This window comes from Terrisporobacter hibernicus, from assembly GCF_020809405.1.
GTDB lineage: Bacteria > Bacillota > Clostridia > Peptostreptococcales > Peptostreptococcaceae > Terrisporobacter > Terrisporobacter petrolearius.
The window spans coordinates 195,539-220,665 of the sequence record NZ_CP081135.1 but is presented as its reverse complement, the minus strand read 5'-3'; the positions used below and the strand labels follow the sequence as shown (position 1 = coordinate 220,665).

22 protein-coding genes, 1 riboswitch and 2 other annotated features are annotated in these 25,127 nt (G+C 26.8%); of the genes, 19 read left to right on the top strand and 3 right to left on the bottom strand.

Going from position 1 to position 25,127, the window contains the following annotated elements; all coding sequences use genetic code 11:
* The first annotated feature begins 20 nt into the window (after nucleotides 1-20).
* From JW646_RS01035 to JW646_RS01010, 6 genes are all read left to right on the top strand, one after another.
* Nucleotides 21-626 carry a radical SAM protein gene (locus JW646_RS01035; protein WP_228416257.1) on the top strand — a complete coding sequence of 202 codons (606 nt, stop codon included), beginning with the start codon at nucleotides 21-23 and terminating at the stop codon, nucleotides 624-626.
* 400 nt (nucleotides 627-1,026) lie between these two features.
* The gene (dnaG, locus tag JW646_RS01030) at nucleotides 1,027-2,844 is read left to right on the top strand and encodes a DNA primase (RefSeq protein WP_228416256.1); all 1,818 of its coding nucleotides are present in this window, start codon (nucleotides 1,027-1,029) and stop codon (nucleotides 2,842-2,844) included.
* A 21-nt stretch (nucleotides 2,845-2,865) separates the two neighbouring features.
* Nucleotides 2,866-4,026: an RNA polymerase sigma factor RpoD gene (rpoD, locus tag JW646_RS01025; protein ID WP_228416255.1), complete on the top strand. Its 1,161-nt coding sequence runs from the start codon at nucleotides 2,866-2,868 to the stop codon at nucleotides 4,024-4,026.
* A gap of 237 nt (nucleotides 4,027-4,263) precedes the next feature.
* A complete protein-coding gene (locus JW646_RS01020; protein WP_228416254.1) occupies nucleotides 4,264-4,950 on the top strand; it encodes a tRNA (adenine(22)-N(1))-methyltransferase in 687 nt (228 codons plus the stop codon).
* 15 nt (nucleotides 4,951-4,965) lie between these two features.
* Nucleotides 4,966-6,063: a Nif3-like dinuclear metal center hexameric protein gene (locus JW646_RS01015; protein ID WP_228416253.1), complete on the top strand. Its 1,098-nt coding sequence runs from the start codon at nucleotides 4,966-4,968 to the stop codon at nucleotides 6,061-6,063.
* Between the two features lie 68 nt (nucleotides 6,064-6,131).
* Nucleotides 6,132-6,376 (top strand) — a binding site (T-box leader).
* 135 nt (nucleotides 6,377-6,511) lie between these two features.
* A complete protein-coding gene (locus JW646_RS01010) occupies nucleotides 6,512-7,063 on the top strand; it encodes a tryptophan transporter (RefSeq protein ID WP_074917662.1) in 552 nt (183 codons plus the stop codon).
* Between the two features lie 79 nt (nucleotides 7,064-7,142).
* Here JW646_RS01010 and JW646_RS01005 read toward each other — a convergent pair whose 3' ends face one another.
* The gene (locus JW646_RS01005) at nucleotides 7,143-8,216 is read right to left on the bottom strand and encodes a 4Fe-4S dicluster domain-containing protein (protein ID WP_228416252.1); all 1,074 of its coding nucleotides are present in this window, start codon (nucleotides 8,214-8,216) and stop codon (nucleotides 7,143-7,145) included.
* Nucleotides 8,217-8,403: 187 nt separating this feature from the next.
* Here JW646_RS01005 and JW646_RS01000 point away from each other — a divergent pair, with 187 nt between their 5' ends.
* From JW646_RS01000 to vanT, 3 genes are all read left to right on the top strand, one after another.
* Entirely contained in the window at nucleotides 8,404-9,396 is a 993-nt protein-coding gene (locus tag JW646_RS01000; protein ID WP_074917656.1) for a hypothetical protein, read from the top strand.
* 451 nt (nucleotides 9,397-9,847) lie between these two features.
* Nucleotides 9,848-10,186: a hypothetical protein gene (locus tag JW646_RS00995; protein ID WP_074917653.1), complete on the top strand. Its 339-nt coding sequence runs from the start codon at nucleotides 9,848-9,850 to the stop codon at nucleotides 10,184-10,186.
* A 210-nt stretch (nucleotides 10,187-10,396) separates the two neighbouring features.
* Nucleotides 10,397-11,569: a serine racemase VanT catalytic subunit gene (vanT, locus tag JW646_RS00990; RefSeq protein WP_228416251.1), complete on the top strand. Its 1,173-nt coding sequence runs from the start codon at nucleotides 10,397-10,399 to the stop codon at nucleotides 11,567-11,569.
* A 60-nt stretch (nucleotides 11,570-11,629) separates the two neighbouring features.
* On the opposite strand, the gene JW646_RS00985 is transcribed toward vanT, so the two are convergent.
* Entirely contained in the window at nucleotides 11,630-12,220 is a 591-nt protein-coding gene (locus JW646_RS00985) for a manganese efflux pump MntP (protein WP_074917647.1), read from the bottom strand.
* Between the two features lie 195 nt (nucleotides 12,221-12,415).
* Here JW646_RS00985 and JW646_RS00980 point away from each other — a divergent pair, with 195 nt between their 5' ends.
* From JW646_RS00980 to JW646_RS00940, 9 genes are all read left to right on the top strand, one after another.
* A complete protein-coding gene (locus JW646_RS00980) occupies nucleotides 12,416-12,970 on the top strand; it encodes a ferritin family protein (RefSeq protein ID WP_074917644.1) in 555 nt (184 codons plus the stop codon).
* 145 nt (nucleotides 12,971-13,115) lie between these two features.
* Nucleotides 13,116-13,362 (top strand) — a binding site (T-box leader).
* Nucleotides 13,363-13,436: 74 nt separating this feature from the next.
* Nucleotides 13,437-14,774 carry an aspartate--tRNA(Asn) ligase gene (aspS, locus tag JW646_RS00975; RefSeq protein WP_331478048.1) on the top strand — a complete coding sequence of 446 codons (1,338 nt, stop codon included), beginning with the start codon at nucleotides 13,437-13,439 and terminating at the stop codon, nucleotides 14,772-14,774.
* A 25-nt stretch (nucleotides 14,775-14,799) separates the two neighbouring features.
* Complete coding sequence (gene gatC / locus JW646_RS00970; protein WP_074917641.1) at nucleotides 14,800-15,075, top strand: Asp-tRNA(Asn)/Glu-tRNA(Gln) amidotransferase subunit GatC; 276 nt, start codon at nucleotides 14,800-14,802, stop codon at nucleotides 15,073-15,075.
* A gap of 12 nt (nucleotides 15,076-15,087) precedes the next feature.
* The gene (gatA, locus tag JW646_RS00965; RefSeq protein ID WP_228416250.1) at nucleotides 15,088-16,545 is read left to right on the top strand and encodes an Asp-tRNA(Asn)/Glu-tRNA(Gln) amidotransferase subunit GatA; all 1,458 of its coding nucleotides are present in this window, start codon (nucleotides 15,088-15,090) and stop codon (nucleotides 16,543-16,545) included.
* Between the two features lie 3 nt (nucleotides 16,546-16,548).
* Nucleotides 16,549-17,988, top strand: coding sequence for an Asp-tRNA(Asn)/Glu-tRNA(Gln) amidotransferase subunit GatB (gatB, locus tag JW646_RS00960; protein ID WP_228416249.1), 1,440 nt, complete (start codon nucleotides 16,549-16,551; stop codon nucleotides 17,986-17,988).
* Nucleotides 17,989-18,166: 178 nt separating this feature from the next.
* Entirely contained in the window at nucleotides 18,167-19,702 is a 1,536-nt protein-coding gene (gene cls / locus JW646_RS00955) for a cardiolipin synthase (protein WP_228416248.1), read from the top strand.
* A gap of 164 nt (nucleotides 19,703-19,866) precedes the next feature.
* The gene (locus tag JW646_RS00950) at nucleotides 19,867-21,102 is read left to right on the top strand and encodes a diaminopimelate decarboxylase family protein (protein ID WP_074917631.1); all 1,236 of its coding nucleotides are present in this window, start codon (nucleotides 19,867-19,869) and stop codon (nucleotides 21,100-21,102) included.
* Between the two features lie 112 nt (nucleotides 21,103-21,214).
* On the top strand, nucleotides 21,215-22,072 hold the full coding sequence (locus tag JW646_RS00945) for a mechanosensitive ion channel family protein (protein WP_139216759.1): 858 nt from the start codon (nucleotides 21,215-21,217) through the stop codon (nucleotides 22,070-22,072).
* 201 nt (nucleotides 22,073-22,273) lie between these two features.
* Nucleotides 22,274-22,864 carry a TVP38/TMEM64 family protein gene (locus JW646_RS00940; protein WP_074917628.1) on the top strand — a complete coding sequence of 197 codons (591 nt, stop codon included), beginning with the start codon at nucleotides 22,274-22,276 and terminating at the stop codon, nucleotides 22,862-22,864.
* A 41-nt stretch (nucleotides 22,865-22,905) separates the two neighbouring features.
* Here JW646_RS00940 and JW646_RS00935 read toward each other — a convergent pair whose 3' ends face one another.
* Nucleotides 22,906-23,892, bottom strand: coding sequence for a lipoate--protein ligase (locus JW646_RS00935; protein ID WP_228416247.1), 987 nt, complete (start codon nucleotides 23,890-23,892; stop codon nucleotides 22,906-22,908).
* A 188-nt stretch (nucleotides 23,893-24,080) separates the two neighbouring features.
* Here JW646_RS00935 and JW646_RS00930 point away from each other — a divergent pair, with 188 nt between their 5' ends.
* A complete protein-coding gene (locus tag JW646_RS00930) occupies nucleotides 24,081-24,677 on the top strand; it encodes a DUF4362 domain-containing protein (protein WP_074917624.1) in 597 nt (198 codons plus the stop codon).
* Nucleotides 24,678-24,771: 94 nt separating this feature from the next.
* A riboswitch (Lysine riboswitch) is annotated at nucleotides 24,772-24,943 on the top strand.
* Nucleotides 24,944-25,127: the final 184 nt, after the last annotated feature.

The following is a 25,127-nucleotide window of genomic DNA, read 5'->3' as shown; positions in this document are numbered from 1 at the left end:
GATTAAAACTAGGAGGTTATATGTATTTATATTTAAATGATAATTTAAATGACAAAGATACTTTAACTGCTCATATTAAGTTGAATAATATTTGTAGCGGAGGATGTACAAACTGTGGAAAATATTTTAAATCTTTATGTTTATGCACTCCTTATAATAATATAAAAAAAGAACTAATTTGTAGTAGTTGGCTAAGAATAATAGATTCGTTATTTAATCTTGGCATAAAAAAAGTATTTTTTACAGGTGGAGATCCATTTTTTTACGAAGATTTAGACAAGATAGTAAATTTTGCATTACAAAAGGGAGTAGAGGTTAATATAGTAACCACAGGATTAATGGACATACCAAAAACTTTATCTTATGATGGGAATATTATACTTACAGCATTTGAATATAGAAATTATAAGCATATATTAAAAAAATTTGAAAAGTTTAAAAATGTATATATTTATTATATTGATGATGATTTATATAAGGATTTTAAAAAATATTTAAAGAAAAATATGAATGTAATAAAGTGTACTGTGAATAAAGAAATGGTTTTCAATTCCACACATATATTTATTAATGAAGAAGGAAAAATACTAAATAATTTTGAGGAATTTGAAAATTATACATTTTAAAAGTGAATATTAAAAATAAAAGCATTTGATTACGAATCAAATGCTTTTATTTTTAATAAAATCACATAATTTTTAGATTTATTTTAATACTATAAATATCGAATAATAAAATAATTAAAATTGTCAAGGACAAAGAATACAAAATTATTGTAAATAAATTAAACATTATAAGACATTAATTGAAATATTTGAAAAAAACATATATTACAGTGTGATTCGACAAATGAAAGAAATTAAGGTGTAAAAATAAAAATATATATTCTTGAAAAAAGTTAAAAAAAGTAATAAAAAAAAGAAGGGTATTAACAAAAAAAGTCGAATTATGTATAATAGTATTTGACAAATGAAAATTTTAATGTAAAATAGAAATGTTACGAATAATACACCAGAGGGTGAAAATATGAATAATATGAGAGATTTAATAGATGAAGTTAAAAACAGATGCGATATTGTAAATGTAATATCCCAGTACATAAACTTAAAAAATTCAGGAAGTAATTATAGTGGTCTATGTCCATTTCATAATGAAAAAACAGGATCTTTTCATGTAAATCAGAAAAAACAAATTTATAAATGTTTTGGATGTGGTGAAGGTGGAGATGTTATAAATTTTGTTATGAAAATAGAAAATTTAGATTTTATAGAAGCTGTAAAATTATTAGCAGAAAAAAATGGAATAGAATTTAAGACAAATTTAAGTGAAGCAGATAAGGCAAAAATGGAAAGTATTAAATTAATGCAAGATATTCATTTAAAAGCTGCTAGATACTATTTTGCAAATTTGATTAACTCAAAAAACAAAGGGTATGATTATCTTAGAAGAAGAGGACTTAGTGATAAAATAATCAAAAAGTTTGGCCTAGGATACTCTCTAGAATCATGGAATAGTCTTATGGATTATTTATTATCAATAGGTTATGAAAAAAAAGATTTAGTTGAAAGTGGACTAGTTACGCATAAGGAAAATGGTAATAAATATTACGATAGATTTAGAAATAGAGTAATGTTCCCAATTTTTGATTATAGAGGGAATGTTATAGGTTTTGGAGGAAGAGTTCTTGACAACTCATTGCCCAAATATCTTAATTCACCTGACTCTTTACTATTTAATAAGAGATTTAACCTATATGGGCTAAACTATGCAAAAAAAAGTATAAGCAATGACATCTTAATATTAGTAGAAGGTTACATGGACTTAATATCATTATATGAATATGGAATAGAAAACGTAGTAGCAACACTTGGTACAGCCTTAACAAATGAACAAGGCAAATTAATCAAAAGATATGCATCTACTGCCATAATATCCTATGATTCAGATGATGCAGGAGTCAAAGCAACTCTTAGAGCTATAGATATATTAAGAAATCAAAATATAAATGTTAAAATCTTGAATTTAAAAGACTGTAAAGACCCAGATGACTTTATCAGAAAATACAAGAAAGAAGGATTTTTAAAAGCTATAGAAAATTCAGTTTCTCATATTGTATTTCAAATTAACATCTTAAAAAGAAAATTTGATTTTAATAAGGATGAACATTTGATAAAATTTGCAAAAGAAGCAGCGTTAATAATTAAGACTTTATCATCTCCCGTTGAAAAAGATTATTACATTAAGTATGTAAGTAAAGAATTTAATATTAGTTTAGATGCAATGAAAGAAGAAGTTTTTGGGAAAAACTTTGATAAAAGTAAAAAAAATTATAAAAATTTTAAAAAAACTGAACAAAAACCAATAGAAAAGATTAAAAATATCGAAAACGGTGAAAAATTTGTAGAAGAAACCTTTATTAAACTGTTAATGGAAAATAAAGAACTTCGTCTTATTGCATTGTTAAAAATTAGTGAGAATGATTTCTTAATTAATGACAGTAAGGAAATTTTTAATCTAATAATTAAAAATAAAGAATTGGACAAAATAACTATTGACAAAATCAAAAGTTTAAACATATCTGAAGAATATTTGAAGGATTTGGATAATATATCATTAAATAGCATAAGCACTTATAATTCTAAAAATGTTGATGAAATAATTAAAAATGTGAAAAGAAATAAGCGTCACAAAGAAATTGATGAATTACTTCAAAAACAAAAAAATTTAGAATTAAGCTTAAGTGACAATAGAATAGATAAAGACACCATGAAAGAGGTAGAATTAAAAATTATGAATATAACTTTAAAAATATTAGATATACAAAAGAGCTTAAAAAGCTTATAATTCGCGAAAGGAGGTTTGAGTGTGGCAAATAATAGAGAAGCTAATAAGTTAGCAGCAAAAAGTCTTATTGAAAAAGGTAAAAAACAAGGATCTCTTACATTAGATGAAATAATGGGAGCCTTTTCAGATACAGAACTAGATAAAGATAAAGTTGAAAATCTTTATGAAACTTTAGGTAATTTAGGAATTGAAATATTAGAAAATAAAACTGAAAAAGTTGCAATTGATTTTTCTGCAGATGATGACGATTTAACTTTAGATATGGAAAACATAGATGGCGATGTTGATGAAAAAATCAAAAAAGAAGATGACGTGGAAATGGATAAACTAGACTTATCTCTTCCAAAAGGTATAAGTATAGATGATCCAGTAAGAATGTATTTAAAGGAAATAGGTAAAATTCCTTTGCTTAAACCTCATGAAGAAGTTGAACTAGCAAAAAGAATGCTAGAAGGAGACGAAATAGCTAAACAAAGATTAGTTGAAGCCAATTTAAGATTAGTTGTAAGTATAGCAAAAAGATATGTTGGTAGAGGTATGTTATTCTTAGATTTAATACAAGAAGGAAATCTAGGTTTAATAAAAGCTGTTGAAAAGTTTGATTATGTAAGAGGATTTAAATTTTCAACTTATGCAACATGGTGGATTAGACAAGCAATTACTCGTGCCATAGCAGACCAAGCAAGAACTATAAGAATACCAGTGCACATGGTAGAAACAATAAACAAATTAATAAGAGTTTCAAGACAATTATTACAAGAATTAGGAAGAGACCCTAAACCAGAAGAAATAGCTAAAGAAATGGAAATGTCTGAGGAAAAAGTAAGAGAAATAATGAAAATAGCCCAAGATCCAGTATCTTTAGAAACTCCGATTGGTGAAGAAGAAGACTCTCACTTAGGAGATTTTATACCAGATGAAGATGCTTTAGCGCCAGCAGAAGCAGCAGCATATTCTTTACTAAAAGATCAAATAGAAGAAGTTTTAGGTTCTTTAAATGAAAGAGAACAAAAAGTATTAAAATTAAGATTTGGTCTTGAAGATGGTAGAGCAAGAACTCTTGAAGAGGTTGGTAAAGAGTTTGATGTTACACGTGAAAGAATAAGACAGATAGAAGCAAAGGCTTTAAGAAAATTAAGACATCCAAGTAGATCAAAAAAACTTAGAGACTATTTAGATTAATATAGATAAAATAAAAATTCGCCAACTTTGGCGAATTTTTAATTTCAAGGATTTTACACATTAAATTTTAATAAAAAATCATTAAAATTAACAATCAACCTGTTGGTCACATGAAGTATTTCGCCTACACGTAGCTTAAGCAAAGTGGATTTTTAATTATGGGGAAATAAAATCTGAAGAAATTGTTAATATATATATAAGATAATGTAAAAAGTGAATATGAAAGGAAGAAATAAAGTGAAATTAACGAATAGATTATTAAAAATAGCATCTTTAGTGAGTGAAAATAAAAGATTAGCAGATATAGGTACGGATCATGGGTATATACCTGTATATCTTTTAAATAAAAATAAAATAGACTTTGCTATCTTAGCAGATATTAATAAAGGGCCTTTAGAAAATGCAAGAAATGAAGTAAGAAGAAACAAACTAGAAGACAAGGTAGATTTAAGACTTGGATCTGGAATAGAAGTATTAAAAAAAGGTGAAGTAGAAGAAGTAATAATTGCAGGAATGGGCGGCATATTAATAGGTGAGCTACTTGAAGCTAATAAAGAAGTAGCTCATAGTGTAGAAATGCTGATTTTACAACCTATGCAAGCTCAAGAAGAATTAAGACAGTATTTATTAAACAATGGATATGAAATCATAGATGAATGTTTAGAAAAGGAAGATTTTAGACTTTATGAAATAATCATAGCAAAATACACTGGTGAAAATACATTAGTAGAAGATAATATATATTACGAGGTAGGAAAAAAATTAATAGAAAATAAAGACAAATTATTAACTGAATTTATTCATAATAAAATAAAAAAATATAATAATATTATAAATAAATTAGGGGATAAAGATACTGAAGCTGTTATACTTAAAAGAGATTTAGCTAAGGATAAAATAGAAAAATTAAAAAAATTAATTTAACAAGGGGTTGAAAAAATGAAGTTAAATGATTTAATAAAAAAAATTGAAAATAAATATCCTCTTAATTTAGCTTATGATTGGGATAACGTAGGATTATTAGTGGGAGATTTCCATAGTGAAGTAAAAACTGTCTTAGTTTCACTTGAGGCAAATGAAAAAGTTATTGAAGAAGCTATAGAAAAAAATGTGGATTTAATAGTTACACATCATCCTTTTATTTTTAGGAAAATGAACAAAATTAATACAAAGGATTTAAAAGGAAGACTTATACATAAATTAATTAAAAATGATATAGCACTATATTCTATGCATACAAATTTTGATATAGCTTTTGATGGCCTTAATGATTATTTTATGGAAATTATGGGGTTTGAAAATAGTAAAATACTTGATGTGACTTCAAGTGAAATTTTATACAAACTTGCAGTTTATGCACCGATGACTCATGAAATAATAGTCAGAGAGGCTTTAGGAGAAAGTGGAGCAGGATATATAGGTAATTATAGCAACTGTACATTTAACAGCCCTGGAATAGGAACATTTAGACCAGAAGACAATTCAAATCCTTTTATAGGTGAAAAAGGTAAGACAGAAGAAGTTAAAGAAGTTAAAATTGAAACTATTGTTCCAAGTAGCATATTACAAAAGACAATTTCAAAAATGATTAATGCTCATCCTTATGAAGAAGTGGCATACGATGTTTACAAATTAGAAAATAAAGGCAAATCCGTAGGCCTTGGAAGATATGCTACCCTGAGTAGTGAAATAGACTTAAAAGGTTTATGTGAAAAAATTAAATCAAAATTAAATATGGATCATATAAGAGTTGTTGGAGAATTAAATACAAAAATAAAAAAAGTTGCAGTTGTAACTGGAGCAGGTTCTGACATGGTAGGACTAGCGAAATCTAAGAATTGTGATGTTATAATCACAGGAGATGTGAAATATCATGAGGCTCAAGATGCTTTAGATATGAATATGTGTATAGTTGATTGTGGTCATTTTGATACAGAAGATATATTTAAAGATGTGATGAAGAGATTTCTACAGACTATTGAAAGTGTTGAAATTATAAGTAGTACAGTAAATTTAAACCCATTTAAAATAATTTAATAAATAAAATATTTATAAAATTAGTTGACAAAATTAAATAAATTACATACTATGTTATTAATAATAAATTAAATCCTTTGATAAGGGATAGTAGTCAAATTTAGGTTCAAAATAGAGAGTTGAGGATGGTGGAATCTCGACAAGAAGAAATTTGGTGAATGGGCCTTTGAGGAGTAAATCGAAATCTTTGTGAAAGTAGACTTTACCGTGGTTTGCACGTTATAGCAAATGAGGTATGATTGTACCAATATTAAGAGGTGTATTTATAATACACAAATTAGGTGGCAACGCGGAGTATAACTTCGTCCTATTTGTATAGGACGGAGTTTTTTTATTGCAAAAAAAGAAAGGTAGGTGAAAATCTTGGTATGAACTAAAACTCTTAAGAGGTTAAAAGAGGAATTAATTTATTTAGATGAAATTAAAAAATATTTTGGAGGATGTTATTATGAAAATGAATACAAGAAAATTAGTTTTAAATGCTGTACTTTTAGGAATTGGTTTAGTTTTACACCAGATAGAGCCTGCTATATTTGGTGTAAAGCCTGATATGACTTTAATAATGTTATTTACAATAATGATTATAAATAAAGACGATTATAAAGCTTGTTTAATATGCGGTATAATTGCTGGTATATTTTCTGGAATGACAACGTCATTTCCTGGAGGTCAAGTACCTAATGTTATAGATAAATTTATTACTACAAATATAAGTTTTTTAGTTATGGTGGCTATGTATAAGATTCCTTTTATGAAAAAATTAGCTGATAAAAATCAAGACTTTATCGTTTCTAATGTATTAATGTCTTTAGGAACTGCTATAAGTGGATTTATATTTTTAACATCAGCTCAAATTTTAGTAGGTCTTCCTGGAGATATGAACTTAAGTATGTTATTTGCAGCAGTTGTACTTCCAGCGATAGGTATTAACTTACTAGTTGGTGTAATTGTGTTTAAGGTAATTCATGTTACAATGAAAAGAGTAAGTTTTCAAAGTTAGAAAAGTAAATTAAAACTATCCCCTCCAGTTATATGGAGGGGATAGAAAGTTTAAAATAATACAAATGAAATAAAATTTTTTATCTTAGCCAAGAAGGATTTCCTGGAACAAATACTCTAGTTCCAAACTTTCTTTTATATTCATCCAAGACATCTTGTATAGCAACTCCATTTTTTTTAAATGAACTATATTTTTTTATACTTTCAAGATTTTGGCTAAAAGGACATACTGATATGCACATACCGCAGTCAGTTCCTAAATATCTCCACTTTTCATAACAAGTTTCAACATCTACTGTCCAATTATATTTATTATCTTTATTAATTTTGCTTTCTCTAGATAAAGACTGAGTTGGACATGTAAGGGCACATTTTTTACATACTTTACAAAAATCTTCTAATCCAAAGTCTATTTTTTCATCAATATCAAGAGGCAAATTTGTAGTCACAACTCCTAATTTAAATCTTGAACCGTAGTCTTTATTTGTAAGAATGGCATTTCTACCTATCTGACCAAGTCCTGCATCTTCTGCTATAAGGGCAGGCATAACAAGATAGTTTGCATCAACATGATTTCTTGCTTCATAACCTAAACTTCTAATATAATATGAAATAATCATGCCTATAACTGCTACATCTACATAACTCTTTGATGTGGCAATGACTTCTGAAATCATAGGCGCTCTGTTAACCATGTCTATATCCATTTCACAAGCAAATGCAATGGCAAATTTGTGGTCAAGATTAACTTCCTGCCCATAATCTTCTTCTGATCTACCTTTATGTGTATAAATATGCTTTTTTTCTAACTTAGTTATCCCAACCATACAAGCACCGTATAAAGAAGCAATTCCTTTTATCTTTTTCGTAAATGTTTTACTATTACCATCAATTTTTATAGGAGATACTTCTCCTTCACATAAATCTTTAATATCTCTTAAAAAAGCAAAGGCACTTCCTGCAATTGGTGAATTAAGAGCATTGTATGTAGTTGTACCTTCTTCTAATAATTCTGGTCTAGTTCTGAAACTATCATCAATATCTTTTTTTTCTGGATTTTTTGCATAATAGTCTTTATATACAGTACTGTCTTTTTTATAATGAGCTCTTGCGAACATAGTATCCCTTTCATCAATTCTTTCCAATGAAACCATCCCCTTTTGATTTTATCTTATGTTACAGTAATTATTGTAGATTATTGAAATATAAAAGTCATTATAAAAATAAATGGAAATATAAATTTTAAATTTTTATATAAATTAAAAACATTTTTAGTGTATTTTAGAAAAAAATGTAAAAGATATAAATAAGGTCTTATTTATTTTTAGAAAGGAGATTAAAATGAAAAATCTAAAATATTTACTATTATGTTTAATAATGATTATGACGACAACACTGACAATAGATGCAACAGAGAAGGAAAATAAATATATATTAGGTGGAAAATTAGTTGATGAATCTGTTGTAGGTGAAGAGTTGGAGGTTGTTGATAGTAAAGAAGAAAATTACGATTTAGAAAAATTTTTTAGACCATCTGATATGGCCATATTAAATGATGATAATCTTAATATTTTAAAGGAATTCTATAATAAGAATCCATATAAAATGGACTTACCATCAAAGCCATTTAGATCAGGAAAGGATACTGTGGTAAACTACTTTAATATACTTAGGGAAGCTGCTAATCCAACAGAAGATAATGAAACAGGATGTGGCTCATTAGGAGAAGCTAAAGGACCATATCCAGTAGCATATAATTTTTTATCAAAATCTTATCAAAAAGAGCTGCCATACAATGATTTCTTAGATTCCTTTAAAAATATACTTCACATTAATCTGATAAAAGTTAATAACGTTGCAGCAGATGAAGAAAATCCAAATTTATTAAAATACTTTGTAGAGCTAGAAGTTATTGAAGGATCCAAAGAGGACAAAGGCGTATTTGCATATTATTATGGCTATATATATTTAGATAAGGAAAATGATGGTTATAAAATAGTTAAAATGAATTATAGTAGTGAAAATTATTTATGTGCACCATATCATGGATGGGCATATGATGCTAAAACTTTTGTAGAAATAGAATATGGAAACTGGTGTTCATTGATTGATGGAGATGTAATTGTAAATGAAGATGGATATGAAAAAAGAGCATACTATAAAGATAAAGACGACAATGAATATTATGTACTTTTTTATGAATTAACTAATGGAGTAGATAAAAAAATAGCTGATTACAAGAAAAATAAGAATAATCAATGGGAAGTTATTTATATTAATCCAGAAAAATGTATACAAAATAAAGATTCAGGAGTAAATCAAAAACAACAATAAAATTATAGTAATTAATAATATATGATAAAAACAAATAAAATATAACTATGAAAAAGAAAATAAAATATTATTATTTATCAAGAATTATGAACAAAATTGTATATACATAAATACAATTATATTAAGGAAGTGGCAGTGGTAATATCTCAAACTAACACGTGAAACTCTTCAAAGGAGCTTTCAATGTATGTTAAAACTTAAGCCCATTCAAGAGTATAAAATAAATAATTTTGGGTAGATAACAGTAAAACCACTTCCTTAACTAATTTTAATAAATATAAGCTAAACTAATTACTAGTTTAGCTTTTTTTATGGAATTATTTTATATAATGTTAAATTCTTGAAATTTACATATTAATTACAAATATTAATATTAAAATTTATAACTTTTTTATGTAAAAATACAAATACTATTTATATATAATAACCTTTTAAGGAAGGAGAATTTAATATGAAAAGTATTGAATATTTTGAACACTATAGGAACATGAACAAAAAAGTAAAAAAAGCCGTAATATTTGGTGCAGTAACTGCAGGAGTAGGTGCAGCAGCATATATTGGTACAAGAAAGTTGCTAGGAATAATTGAAGATAAAAGATTGGCAAGATATTATGAAGATGAAATAGAAGAAATTTTTCAAGAGAAAGAAAAAATGCAGTTTTATGAAGATGAGTTTATAAGACAAGAAGAGGAAGAAAAAGAAGCGTTGGAAAAAGTGGTTGATGAGTTTAATTCTAAAAGATTGAAAAGAGAAGAGTGTCCTCATTGTTCAGAGAACAAAGACCAATAAAGGGTAAAAAAAGAGAAAAAACTACATCATATACAACTACAAATGAATATGATGGATAATAAAAAAATAAGCCATTTTTATGGCTTATTTTTAAAGATAAATTTGATGGAATATTATTAATAATCAGAAAATATGCTATAATTAAGATAGAATTAATATATAAAATAATATAAATTTTTTTACTAAAGGGTATGTTAGGGGGAAAATACAATGATAAAAAAGATTTATAAGAGTAGAAACGAAATAGATACTTCTAAATTAAGAGCTTTTGCAGAAATTAATTTAACTAATTTCAAACATAATATAGATGTGATTTCAAATATGTTAGACAAAAACTGTGAAATTGTAGGAGTAGTAAAGGCAAACGCTTATGGACATGGGGCATTAGAAGTAGCAAGTTATTTTGAAAGTATAGGAATAAAATATCTAGCAGTTGCATGTATTAGTGAAGCTATAGAATTAAGAAAAGGAAATATTAAAAGTGAAATAATAGTTTTGGGTTATACACCTGTTTGTCAAAAAGAAGAGTTAATAAAATACAATTTAACTCAGACTTTAATAAATAGTAAATATGCTAAAAGTTTAAGTGAGTTACCAGGAATTGTTAAATGTCATGTGGCACTTAACACTGGTATGAACAGAATAGGTGAAAATAGAGATAATATAGATGATATTAAGTCAATATTCAATTTGAAAAATATTGATATTACAGGCATATTCTCTCATTTATGCAGAGCTGATAGTGAGGCAGAACAAGACATATTATTTACAAGAAAGCAAATTGAAAATTTTGATTATATAATTGATAAATTAAAAGATGAAAATTTCAATTTAGGAAAAGTACATTTACAAAATTCTTATGGCATAACATCATATAGAGAAATACATAGAGACCTAGTTAGACCAGGTATTATATTATACGGAGTACCATGTGACCCTTGTGACACTATATTAAGTAAATTACCAGATAATGAACAATTAAAGCCTACAATGTCACTAAGATGTAGAGTAGCTATGGTAAAAGAAGTAGAAGCTGGTGAGAACATAGGTTATGGTAATAACTTTACTACATCAACTCCAATGAAAATAGCTACTATTACTATTGGATACGCAGATGGATTTTCTAGAGCAGTATCTAAAAAAGATTTTAAAGTCTTAATAAATGGTCAATATGGAAAAATAGTAGGTAATGTTTGTATGGATCAAACAATGGTAGATGTAACTAATATTGATAATGTTAAAGAAGGGGATATTGTAACATTGTTTGGTCAAGATGGAGACTTTTATTTACCAGTAAATCAATTGAGCAGACTAAGTGAAACAATAACAAATGAAACATTAAGTTGTATAGGTAGTAGAGTGGAGAGAGTATATCATTATTAAATTTAAATATTTAATTAAAAAACTGTAGATTTTAGTGTCTACAGTTTTTTATTATGTAAATTAATTTAACATTTTATAAATAAAATTAGTGTGTTCATTTAAAATATTAATACCTATAAGAATTAATATTATACCTCCTATAATCTGAGAGTAATTTTTAAATACTGGGCCTAAAAATTTTCCAATCATAACCCCTAAAAAACATAAGACAAAAGTAATTAGGCCTATGCTTAAACAAAGAGGTATAATATGTACATTTAAAAATGCAAAGCTAATTCCAACAGCAAGAGCATCTATACTGGTAGCAATGGATAAAATTATTAACTCCCTATTATCCAATTCATCATCACATGTTACTGTTATTTCAGGATTGTTGCTATCTTCATAGGCTTCAAATATCATTTTAAGACCAATAAAAGATAATAGAAATAATGCAATCCAATGATCTACAGCCTGTATATATATTTGAAACCTAATGCCTACAAACCATCCAATAAAGGGCATTAATCCTTGAAATAAACCAAAGAAAAAAGCAATTTTAAAAGATATAAAAGATGTAATTTTTCTAAGGGTCATACCCTTTGTTACTGAAACAGCAAAGGCATCCATGGCTAAAGCAAATCCAGTTAATAATATTGTTAAAAATCCCATAAATATGTCCTCCTTGGCAATAATCAAACCATTATTAATAATTCTTATTACTTACAATATATTTAATATACACACTTATTATTCTTAAATAAAACTTGAAAATTATAATTAAATATATGAAGAATAAAATAATATAAAGATATTCATAATATAAGTATGAAATAATATAAAGGAAAAATTAGGAAGGAAATGTGAATGAATAAGTGGATTTGTCCAATATGTGGATATATTATTGAAAATGAAAAACCAAGAACTTGCCCTATTTGCAATTGTCCTTATGAAGAATTCGAAGAAATTGACATAAAAAAAGAACAAAAAATATTTGATATTTGTGAAAATATAGGAATAGCAAAAGATGCAGATGACAAAATGATTTGTGACTTAAGGACTATTTTTTCTAAAGAATGCTTGGAAGTAGGAATGTACCTGGCTATGAGTAAAATTGCCATGAAAGAAGGATACCAAAAAGTAGGAGAAGTATATAAAAAAATAGCTTATGAAGAAGCTAATCATGCATCTATTTTGGCAGAACTTTTGGGAGAAGTTGTAAAACCATGGACCAAGGAAAATTTAAAAGTAATTATAGAAGATGAATATGAGGCAATGCAAAGTAAATTGAAATTAGCTAAAAAAGCTAAAGAGCTTGGTTTAGAAACAATTTATAGTGCACTAAATGAAATGTGTAAGGATGAAGCGAAACATGAAAAAGAGTTTTTTAGTTTGTTAAATGAATATTTTATAGAAACCTAAAAATGCATGAACATATTTATATATTTTGAATATAATACTTTTGAACAGTAAATAATAACGATCATTATATAAGTAAAATAATGAGAAAATAATAAAAAATGTTGATTTTACTTGTAAGTTAATTTACAATGTTAAAAATATATAGAAAAATACTATGAAAAAGAGAGTAGACTACATATTGATTTATAGCGAGCAAGGGACGGTGGAAGCTTTGTATGATAATTTAGTTGAAGAACACTTTGGAGTTGTTAGCCGAAATTTATTTTAAAGAGTAGACCTAAACGGAATCCTACCGTTATAAAGGAAGCGTATCGAATATTATTCTGTACGTAATTAAGGTGGACTAAAAATAGTCAACTAGGGTGGTACCGCGTAAATATCACGTCCCTATACTTTTGTATAGGGGCGTTTTTTAATTGCAAAGATTTTAAATGTATAAAAATAATAAAAGAAAGGATTGGCGAAAATGGCACACTTAGAAAGAGTATCTAAGAACAAGGTGGAAGATAAAGAATTAGAAAGAATGTTTATAAATGAATTAAATGATTGTATAAATCAAATAGTATTGCTCAGGGGTTGGGTATACAAAATAACTGATTTAAGCCATGTAGTATTTGTGAAATTAAGAGATAAATCAGGTGTTATTCAATTAGTATGTAAAAAGGAACAAGTTAAAAATTTAAGGCTAGAAAATGCTGTAGAAGTAATTGGAACAGTATGTAGCAATGAAAATGCACCTGGTAAAATAGAAGTAATAGCTGAAGAAATTAAAGTTATAGGAAATACTTATTACGACAAACTTCCATTTGAAATTAACAGTCTTAAAAATAAAGCAGCTTTAGAAACGCAATTAGACCATAGAACAATATCTCTTAGAAGACCAGAAATAAGAGCAATATTTAAAGTTCAAAGTGAAATAGAAGCAGCTTTTAGAAATTACCTAAAAGAAAGAAATTTTGAACAAATTCATACAGCTAAAATTATTGATTCATCAACAGAAGGTGGATCTGAAATGTTTACTGTGAATTATTTTGATAAAAGATCATTTTTAGCTCAATCACCTCAATTTTATAAACAAATGATGGTAGGAGCTGGCTTTGAAAGAGTTTTTGAAATCGGCCATGCCTATAGAGCAGAGCTTCATAATACATGGAGACATTTAAATGAGTATGTTAGTTTGGATGTGGAAATGGGATTTATAAAGGATGAATATGAGTTAATGGATTTGGAAGAAGGTTTTATAAATTATTTATTGAATCACTTAAATAAAGTTTGTAAAAAAGAACTTGATATGTATAAAATAGACTTACCAAGTGAGGTAGATATTCCAAGAATAACTTTACAAGAAGCTCATGAAATATTGCTAAATAAATATAATAAAAAATCTCCAATTGGAAATATAGATGCACATGGTGAAGTATTAATTTCTAAATACGTTAAAGAAAAATACAACTGTGATTTTGTATTTTTGACAAAATACCCTGTAAGTAAAAGACCAATGTATACAATGCCAGATGATGAAAATAAAGAATTAACTAAGAGTTTTGACTTAATATACGATGGTCTGGAAGTAACTACAGGTGGACAAAGAATTAATGATTATGAAATGTTAAAAGAAAATATAATAAAATTTGGATTAAATCCAGAGGACTTTGCTTTTTATTTAGAAACATTTAAATATGGTATGCCTACTCATGGTGGATTTGCCATAGGCCTAGAAAGACTTACTATGAAAATATTAAAGCTTACAAATATTAGAGAAGCAAGTCTTATACCAAGAGATATGAAGAGATTAACTCCATAAAGAAATTACTGAAAGGGTGAAGAAAATGGCAATTACAAAGGAAGATGTTAGATATATTGCAAAATTAGCAAAACTTCAATTTAGTGAAGAAGAAGCAGAAGTTTTTGCAGTAGAGTTTGAAAATATACTAGAGCAATTTAAAACACTAGATAAACTGGACTTAGAAGATGTGGAAATAGAAAGACCAAAAGTCGCAGTAGTTAGAAAAGATATATGCAAAAAATGCGAAATAGATGATTTATATATAAATTCTAAAAAGATGAGAGAAACTTCCATAGAAGTTCCTAAAATCATTGAGTAGGAGGAGGTTTAAATGAAAAGATATAGTATAAAAGAGCTAGTAAATAAAATACAAAGTAAAGAAATTTCATGTGAAGAAGTAGTAAGTTATTATATTAAAAATATAAAAGAAAAAGAAAATTATATAGATGCATTTATATTACTTCAAGAAGAAAAAGCATTACAAAAGGCTAAAGAATTAGATGGAAAAATAAAAAAAGGTGAAAAGGTTGGAAAGCTAGCTGGTATACCTATTGCTATAAAAGATAATCTTTGCACAAAGGGTGTGACTACAACATGTGCATCTAAAATGTTAGAAGATTTTGTTCCTCCTTATGACGCAACAGTTATAAAAAAATTACAAGAAGAAGATGCCATATTAATAGGCAAAACTAATTTAGATGAATTTGCTATGGGTTCATCAACAGAAAACTCAGCCTTTAAGGTTACAAAAAATCCAATAGATATATCTAGAGTACCAGGAGGATCTTCTGGAGGTTCAGCAGCTGCAGTAGGATCTGAAATGATCCCACTTGCTTTGGGTTCAGACACAGGTGGATCCATTAGACAGCCAGCATCATTTTGCGGCGTAGTTGGTATGAAACCAACTTATGGTTTAGTATCAAGATTTGGCTTGATTGCCTTTGGTTCATCACTAGACCAAATAGGACCGTTTTCTATGACAGTTGAAGATAATGCTTATTTATTAAATATACTATCAGGAGAAGATGATTTAGATGGAACTACTATTAAAAATCTTCAGGTAAAAGATTATACTCTAGGAATAGACTCAGGAATAAAAGGAATGAAAATAGGCATACCTGTTGAGTTCATTGAAGAAGAAGGGCTAAATGAAGAAATAAAAGAAGCTATATTTGAAGATATAAAAGCTTTGAAAGAACTTGGAGCAGAGGTGGAAGAATTTTCACTACCATCTACAAAAGATGGATTAGCCCCTTACTATATAATATCTTCAGCAGAAGCCAGTTCTAACTTAGCAAGATTCGATTCCATAAGATATGGATATAGAGCAAAAGACTATAACTCTGTAGAAGACTTAGTTGAAAACAGTAGAAGTGAAGGATTTGGTAAAGAAGTAAAAAGAAGAATTATGCTTGGCACTTATGCTTTATCTTCAGGATATTATGATGCTTATTACAATAAAGCACAAAAATTTAGAGCAAAATTAAAAAAAGATTTTAAAGAAGCTTTTAAAAGATACGATATTATTATGGGACCTGTATCTCCTATACTTCCTTTTAAAATAGGAGAAAGATGCGAAGATCCAACAGCTATGTATTTGGCAGATATTTATACTATAAATATTAACTTAGCAACAGTACCAGCACTATCAATGCCAGGGGGCAAAAGTAAAGAAGGATTACCTATAGGGGTTCAATTAATAGGAGATGTATTTACAGAAGATAAAATATATAAAGTTGCTTATGCACTAGAGAAAAAACTAAATCTTAGCTTTGAGAGAGGGGTGTAATTTATGTTACTAGAAACTGTTATTGGTTTGGAAATACATGCAGAACTAAAAACAAATACAAAAATATTTTGCTCTTGCTCAACAGAATTTGGAGCTAAACCAAATGAAAATACATGTCCAATATGCCTTGGAATACCAGGAACTCTACCAGTATTAAATGAAGAAGTTGTTAATTTAGCCATAAAAGCTGGGAGAGCTATAGGATGTAGCATAAATAATTATAATAAAATGGATAGAAAAAACTACTTTTATCCAGACTTAACTAAAAACTATCAAACATCACAATACGATTTACCTATGTGTGTAAATGGTATGGTTGATTTTAATTACGAAGGAAAAAAAGTATCTGTTAAAATTAACAGAATACATATAGAAGAAGATGCAGGAAAACTTGTACATCTAGAAGATGAACCAGTGTCCCTAATAGATTACAATAGAGCAGGTGTACCTTTAGTAGAAATTGTTACTGAGCCAGATTTAAGATCTCCAGGAGAAGCAGCAGCATTTATGAGAGAATTAAAAGGGATACTTGAATATGCTGAAATATCAGATTGTCGTATGGACCAAGGTTCTATAAGATGTGATGCTAATATATCTATAAGACCTTATGGTAGAGAAGAATACGGAACAAAAGTAGAAATAAAAAATATAAACTCTTTTAGAGAAGTTCAAAAGGCTTTAGAAAAAGAAGAAAAAAGGCAAAAAGAATTATATCAATATGGCGAAGAATATAAAATAAAACAAGAAACAAGAAGATGGGATGCGGGAAAAGGTAAAACTTTACCAATGCGTTCAAAAGAAGAAGCTCATGATTATAGATATTTTCCTGACCCAGATTTAACACCTATTATAATAGAACAAGAAAAAGTTGATACTATAGAAAAATCACTACCTGAAATGCCAATAGAAAAAAGAGCAAGATTTGTGAAGGAGTATAACTTAAGTGAAAAAGATGCTTATATAATAATAGGAAGTAAAAAACTTGCTGCGTTTTACGAAGATGTTGTAAATGAAGGAGCAAATCCTAAAACAGCATCAAATTATATATTAGGAGACTTACTTCGTTTATTAAATGCAAATAATATGGAAGTAGAAGATATAAAAATTTCACCTAAAAACTTAGTAAGATTATTTAATATGATAGAAGAAGGTAAAATAAGTAATACGGCAGGAAAAGAAGTATTTAAAGAAATGTTTAAAAGCGACAGACCTGTTTTAGAAATTATTGAAGAAAAAGGATTATCTCAAATTAGTTGTTTTGATGAAATAGAAAAACTTGTTAATGAAGTTTTAAATAGTAATCCTAAATCAATAGAAGATTTTAAAGCTGGAAAAACTCAAGCTGTTGGATTTTTAATGGGGCAAGTTATGAAAGCTTCAAAGGGAAAAGCAAATCCTCCAGTAGCAAAACAAATGATAGAAGAAAAACTTAAAAATTTGTAAACTTATTATTTTATTAATAACTATAAACTAAAGAGACTTAGATATTTCTAAGTCTTTTTTTATTGTAAAATTTTTTGGTTAATGAAACTATTTATTGGAAAATTTTCACAACAAAACGCAAATTAATATATACTAGTTATATATGTGAAATTTATAAGGGGAGAAAATTAAAATATATATGAAAAAACCATATAAAAATTCTATTCAAAGATTAATATTTTTCTTTTTAACTTTGGCAGTACAGATATATATTATTATTTTAGTCATTTTACAGAGTAGAGAATATTTTTTATACTTTTATTTAATATCTCTAATACTTGGGTGTATTTTAGTAATATATATATTAAATGGAAAAAGTAATCCTAGTTACAAAATTGCATGGATAGTACCCATATTAATACTACCCATATTTGGGGGAACTTTTTATCTTATATACGGAGGTAATAAATTAAGTAAAAGAGAAAAGAAAAAAATGAAAAATCAAAATATAAAAATGAAGTCATCCTTAATTCAAGATTATGATGTTTTGAAAAGATTAGAAAAAGAAAGTGAGTATGCAAAGAATCAGTCATTATATATATTGGATTATGCAAATTGCCCAATATATGAAAATTGCTATAATGAATATTTGTCACCAGGAGAAGCTAAGTTTGAAAAATTAATTGCTGAACTAAAAAAGGCAAAATACTTCATATTTCTAGAGTATTTTATTATTGAAGAAGGCATAATGTGGAATACTATTTTAGATATTTTAAAGGAAAAAGTTAAAGAAGGAGTAGATGTTAGAGTTATTTATGATGATGTTGGATGTGTAATGAAATTACCATATAAATATGCAGATGAATTACAAAAACATGGTATTAAGTGTAGAGTATTCAATCCATTTGTACCTTTATTTACAAATAGATTAAATAATAGAGATCATAGAAAAATAGCAGTAATTGATGGATATGTAGGTTTTATGGGCGGAATTAATTTGGCTGATGAATATATTAATACTTATGAAAAATATGGTCACTGGAAAGATGCTGCTATACTAATTAAGGGTGATGCAGTATTTAATTTAACTGTTATGTTTTTAAGTATGTGGGACTTTATAAATAATACAAATGATGATTATTTAAAGTATAAACCTGAAAATTATACAAATGAAAAATATTTAAGTAATGGATATATACAGCCCTTTGATGATAGTCCATTAGTCAATGAACCTATTGGAGAGACCGTATATTTAAATTTAATAAATAAGGCGAAAAACTATATATATATTAATACTCCATATTTAATAATAGATAATGAAATGGCAACTGCATTGAAAATAGCATCAAAGTCAGGTGTAGATGTAAGAATTGTAACGCCACATATACCTGATAAATGGTTTGTTCATGCAGTTACAAAATCTTATTATCACTCATTTATAAAGGACGGTATAAAAATTTATGAATATACACCAGGATTTATGCATTCTAAAACTTTTGTAGTTGATGATGAATATGCAGTAGTAGGAAGTATTAACTTAGATTTTAGAAGTTTATATCTTCATTTTGAATGTGGAGCATGGTTGTATAAAACAGAGAGTGTATTAAAAGTAAAAGACGATTTTAATGAAACATTGGAACTTTGCCAAAAAATAAGTTTAAACGAGTGCGAAAATATAAAATGGCCAGTGAAATTTGGTAGGCTAATACTTCGATTATTCTCACCGTTAATGTAATAGAAAATCTTCCTTAATTCAATAGATAAGGAAGATTTTTTTGATTAACATCAATAAGAATATTCAATAAGTTTAATCCTATACAACAATAAAGGATAAGTACAGGAAATATAGAATTTTATAGGAATATAAAAAATATTAAAATAAATTTGGGGAGAATGATGATGTTAGATAATAATAATTTGAGACAATTAATGAGTGAGGTAAACAAATCATTTTATGTGTATGATGAAGAAGAAATTTTAAAATCTATTAATATTTTAAAAGACAAATTTAAAGAGTTTGAAATTTTATACTCAGTCAAAACTAATCCCAATAAACACATATTGGATTTAATGAGTAAAAATAATATAGGCTCAGATGCTGCATCTGCAAAGGAAGTACAAATATCAAATACAGCAAATATTAATAAAAATAATATAATTTATTCTGCACCGGGTAAAAGAAGAAAAGATATTGAAGAATCTATTGATAAATGCATAATAACAGCGGATAGTTATAACGAATTAAGTTTATTAAATGAAATAGGAAAAGAAAGAAATACTAACTTAGAAGTTGGGTTAAGGATTAATGCTAATTATAATATGTTTGGTGGAGAATCTATAAGCAGCAAATATGGCGTAGATGAAGAGACATTGATAGAAAATAAAAATTTTATAGATAACCTAAGTAATATTGAGGTTGTTGGAATTCATGTACATCTTCAGTCCCAAATTTTAGATTATGAAATAATTTACAATTATTATGAATATGTATTAAAGCTTGCATTATTTTGTAAAGAAAAGATGAAATTTAATCTTAAGTTTATTAATTTTGGTGGAGGACTAGGGATATCATATGGTAATTCTTATGGAAATTTAGATATTGATAAACTTAGTAAAATGTCAAATGAGTTAATTAAAAAATATAAACAAAAGTTAAATGCTAGATTTATTATAGAAAGTGGAAGATTTTTAGTTTGTAAAAGTGGAGCTTACGTTACACCTATAATTGATATTAAAGAATCAAGAGGTAGGAAATATCTAATCGTACAAAATGGATATAATGGTTTTTTTAAACCTACTATTAGTGAGCTTATTGTTTCTTATACTAACAAAAAAGATAATTTAAAAATGATGGAACCACTTTTTACTTCTTATGATTCTTATACTATAAGTTTAATAAAGAGGGAAGATAAAGAAGAAAATAATAAAGAGATAGTTACCATAGGAGGGAATTTATGTACAGCTGTTGATATTTTAGCAAGAGATATACTTCTTACTAAGGCTGAAATCAACGATTTGATCTTCATAAATAATGCTGGAAGCTATGCTTATTCTCTTACACCTCTTTCATTTAGTAGTCAAGAAAAACCTGTAGAAATATATTACACAAGCAAGGATTACCATGTAATAGACTAATTACATAAATTTACATGATATGATTTACTATAATTATTTACAACTATCCTAGACAATTTTTGCAAAAAAGTGTATTATTTTATTTATATGTAATAGACTTGGAGGGAAATTGATGCTTGAAGAAATACAAAATATGAATTTTAAAAATATGACCATGGAAACCATGGCTACCAAAATACTAGATTGGGCACTAAATAGTGGAACAAAATTAATAATAGGTACAATTTTAATAATAATAGGATTTAAAATAATAAATAGATTATCGAAAAAATTTGTAATCTTTGCAGAAAAAAGAAATGTAGATATGACATTAGTGAAATTCACAAGGTCATTTATAAGTATATCTTTAAAATGTTTATTAGTGCTTGTAATTGCAGGAGCATATTGGGAGCTAAAATTGTCAGGATTAGCAGCTATAGTTGCTTCAGCTGGGGTTGCCATAGGTCTTGCACTTCAAGGAAGTTTATCAAACTTTGCTGGAGGATTTATAATTTTACTTCTTAGACCATTTAAAGTAGGAGATTATATCCAAGCTGATCAATTTGAAGGAGCAGTTGAACAAATTGGAGTATTTTATACAACTTTAACAACGGTAGATAATAAAGTTGTATTAATACCAAATGGAACCTTATCAAACGGAAGTTTAATAAATTATTCTACAAAAGAAACTAGAAGAGTTGATTTAACATTTTCAGCAGGGTATGAATGTGATATTTTAAAAGTTAGAAGTGTATTAAAAGAAATAGTATCTAAAAATAAACTAATTCTTGATTATCCAGAGCCATTTGTTGGATTATTTGAACAAGGACCTAGTTCTTTAAAATTTGCTGTAAGAGTTTGGGTAAATACACCTGACTATTGGACAGTATATTATGATTTATTAGAACAAGTTAAAATTAGATTTGATGAAGAAAAGATTTCAATACCATATCCACAAATGGATTTACACGTAAGACAAGTTATAAAATAAAAAGATTGCTTTTTAGCAATCTTTTTTTATTGCATAAATTAAAAGAATTAATAACAAATTAATAACAAAATAGTAAGAAAATATTAAGAAAATGGGGTATATCAGGCCCAATTGTTAAGAAAAAATGAAAATTTATTCATATTAGATTTAAATAAAAATTATTATGATATAATAATTTAAAATCATAAAAAGGAGATACTTATGGAATATATTCAAAACATATATAATATAGTAAATGATTATTGGTTATTGTCTATTATTGTTGGATTGACAAGTGTATTTGTAGAAAGTTTTCTACCTATACTACCGCTAGTTGCAATTGTTACTGCTAACGCGGCTTTATTTGGTATGTATCAAGGGTTAATAATATCATGGATAGGATCTACAGCTGGGACTATATGTCTATTTTTAATAGTTAAAAAAATTAGCAATAAAAAATTTATTAAATTATTAAAAAACGAAAAAGTAGAAAAAGCAATTGATTGGGTAGAAGAAAAAGGGTTTATGTTATTGTTTTTTGCTTATGCTTGTCCATTTTTACCAGCTTGCGTGGTTACAATATCTCAAGGATTAGCCAAAAGACATACTACAGACTTTATATCTGCAGTAGTAGCAGGAAAGTTAGTTATGTTTTTTATAGTTAGTTATATAGGAAAAGATATTGTTGGTTTTATTACAAATCCTTTGAAAGTATTAACTTTAGTTTTAATCATATTTGTTGCTTGGAAAATAGGTAATAAATTAAATAAGGACTTGGATAATTTTGAAAAGAAAAGAATGAATGAAGAATAGGCAAAAGATCTATTCTTCATTTTAGTTTAATAACTTTAAGTTTATTTTACACCCATTATTCCATCAACTAATATATCTATATCACAATTTAAAAAATAGTCATTTATATCAATGTTATTTAAGATACTCCTGATACTAGCTTCATTGTGATTTGTATTTTTTAATAAATCTTCTATATATGAAACATCCTTTTTACCAAAGAAATCTCCGAAAAATTTTATTTCTTTAATTAGCCCTTTCTCAACATTTAAACTAAATTCTATATTGCCACCAGGATACTTAATTTCATTATTAAGAGCATATTTAGGTGAATGACCAAAATTCCACTGCCAAGTGTTATATTTATCTTCAACCAATTTGTTTATTTCATTTACATCTTCCTCACTTAATTGGTAAAGACAATTATTTTCGTATTTGCTATTTATAAAGTTCATCAAGTAATTTTTAAATTCTAAAACAGTCATATCCTTTTCTAAGTGATTAGCAATATTTGTAACACGAGATTTAACAGATTTTACACTTTTGCCTATAAACTTAGATGGTTTTACTTTTAGAGCACTAGACAAATCATTTATTTCAGATGAGAACAACAAAGTACCATGGTGCATTACCTTATTTTTATAATTATATTGTGCATTACCTGAAAATTTTTGATTATCAATAAGTAAATCATTTCTTCCTGAAAATTCAGCTTGTATATTTAAATTTTTCAAAGCGTCTATTATTGGCATAGTAAATCGCTTAAAATCACTAAAACTATTATCATTACACGAAATAAATGTAAAATTTATATTACCTAAATCATGAAAAACAGCTCCACCACCAGACTGTCTTCTTACGACTTTTATTTTATTTTGTTTTACATACTCATAATTAATTTCAGATAATGTATTCTGATTTTTACCTACGATTATAGCACTTTCATTTCTCCATAGTATAAAAATATCTTCATTAGTATTTTTTAAAAAATATTCTTCCATAGCCAAGTTAAAGTAAGCATTTGTACTAGTATTATTGATTAACAGCATAGTCTATTCCTCCATAAATTTTGTAATCAGACACTTTACTAATATTCAACAAAATGTGAGTATTTCCTTTAATAAATATGAATAATTAAAGAATTTGTCGCAATTTTCATAATCATAGTGAATGAAAATTGAAGGAATTATTTCAAAAAAAAAGAAGATAGTAATAATCAGTATGTAGGGGGGATAAGATGAAAAAGATAATTTATATTATTATTTGTATAACCTTTTGTAGCTTAGTAGGATGTAAAAACATTAATACTGAAAAGACTATAGATGCTTTTAATGATGAAAAACTTAAGATATATTCAGCAAAAGACTCGCAAAAAGTAAAAGAGCTATTAAAATCTTATGGAGGCTCTAAAAATCTAACAGTTGAAAAAGCTAAAAAAAATAATATTGTAGTTATTGAAGACGAACAAATAGTAGCAAATGAAAAGATATGGAATGATTTTTATAAAAATAGTAAAAAGAAAAAAGAAGATAGGGTATTAATAGTTCAATACACTGAACAAGACGACCCAATACTGACTTACTTATCATGCAAAGACAATAAATTCTTTATGATTGAAGATGACTCGAGAGATCAATATAGAGATGATAAAGAAGAAGATTATTTTGAATATAGCTTTAAATATTTAAAATTATTTGAAGAAAATAATAAAACTTATGTATACTTGTTAGATGATGAAAAAATAACCTTAGATGAGCTTAATTATTCTCTATTAAGTTCAAATATATCAGATTGGATACCTTATGGTTTTGTGTTTTATTATATTAATTCATAGATTATTAGACTAAAGTAAATATAATTTTGATAAATTAGAACAAAATATATTGTATTTGTAAAGCATATATTATATACTATTAAAAACAAGTGAATATATAGGTAGAGGCGCAATATTTATAAGTATTAATAATGAGGTAGCACGATGACTTATTAAAAAAGGAAATATTGCCGAAGTGTATAACTGAGGCTTTAAGGTTATATCGCTGGGTGTATATAAAATATATATACAACTGTCACTAATTTTAGTGTTGAGCTATCATTGAGAAGAACTAATAATATTTTTAGTGTGTAATTTTAACCTTGATGAAGCCATCAAGGTTTTTTTATTGCAAAAAATTATAATTTTTATTAAAAAATATTGATTTTTAACTACTTAATGGAATAATGAATTTGTTCTAAAAGACATTATTAACATGAGCAAAGACAATTTGTATTAAAATGACAAAAC

Bases quoted from the DNA above. Each gene is read 5' to 3' on its own strand.
- JW646_RS01035 (WP_228416257.1), top strand. From the start codon at position 21: ATGTATTTATATTTAAATGATAATTTAAATGACAAAGATACTTTAACT.
- dnaG (WP_228416256.1), top strand. From the start codon at position 1,027: ATGAATAATATGAGAGATTTAATAGATGAAGTTAAAAACAGATGCGAT.
- JW646_RS01015 (WP_228416253.1), top strand. From the start codon at position 4,966: ATGAAGTTAAATGATTTAATAAAAAAAATTGAAAATAAATATCCTCTT.
- JW646_RS01010 (WP_074917662.1), top strand. From the start codon at position 6,512: ATGAAAATGAATACAAGAAAATTAGTTTTAAATGCTGTACTTTTAGGA.
- JW646_RS01005 (WP_228416252.1), bottom strand. From the start codon at position 8,216: ATGGTTTCATTGGAAAGAATTGATGAAAGGGATACTATGTTCGCAAGA.
- JW646_RS01000 (WP_074917656.1), top strand. From the start codon at position 8,404: ATGAAAAATCTAAAATATTTACTATTATGTTTAATAATGATTATGACG.
- JW646_RS00995 (WP_074917653.1), top strand. From the start codon at position 9,848: ATGAAAAGTATTGAATATTTTGAACACTATAGGAACATGAACAAAAAA.
- vanT (WP_228416251.1), top strand. From the start codon at position 10,397: ATGATAAAAAAGATTTATAAGAGTAGAAACGAAATAGATACTTCTAAA.
- JW646_RS00985 (WP_074917647.1), bottom strand. From the start codon at position 12,220: ATGGGATTTTTAACAATATTATTAACTGGATTTGCTTTAGCCATGGAT.
- JW646_RS00980 (WP_074917644.1), top strand. From the start codon at position 12,416: ATGAATAAGTGGATTTGTCCAATATGTGGATATATTATTGAAAATGAA.
- aspS (WP_331478048.1), top strand. From the start codon at position 13,437: ATGGCACACTTAGAAAGAGTATCTAAGAACAAGGTGGAAGATAAAGAA.
- gatC (WP_074917641.1), top strand. From the start codon at position 14,800: ATGGCAATTACAAAGGAAGATGTTAGATATATTGCAAAATTAGCAAAA.
- gatA (WP_228416250.1), top strand. From the start codon at position 15,088: ATGAAAAGATATAGTATAAAAGAGCTAGTAAATAAAATACAAAGTAAA.
- gatB (WP_228416249.1), top strand. From the start codon at position 16,549: ATGTTACTAGAAACTGTTATTGGTTTGGAAATACATGCAGAACTAAAA.
- cls (WP_228416248.1), top strand. From the start codon at position 18,167: ATGAAAAAACCATATAAAAATTCTATTCAAAGATTAATATTTTTCTTT.
- JW646_RS00950 (WP_074917631.1), top strand. From the start codon at position 19,867: ATGTTAGATAATAATAATTTGAGACAATTAATGAGTGAGGTAAACAAA.
- JW646_RS00945 (WP_139216759.1), top strand. From the start codon at position 21,215: ATGCTTGAAGAAATACAAAATATGAATTTTAAAAATATGACCATGGAA.
- JW646_RS00940 (WP_074917628.1), top strand. From the start codon at position 22,274: ATGGAATATATTCAAAACATATATAATATAGTAAATGATTATTGGTTA.
- JW646_RS00935 (WP_228416247.1), bottom strand. From the start codon at position 23,892: ATGCTGTTAATCAATAATACTAGTACAAATGCTTACTTTAACTTGGCT.
- JW646_RS00930 (WP_074917624.1), top strand. From the start codon at position 24,081: ATGAAAAAGATAATTTATATTATTATTTGTATAACCTTTTGTAGCTTA.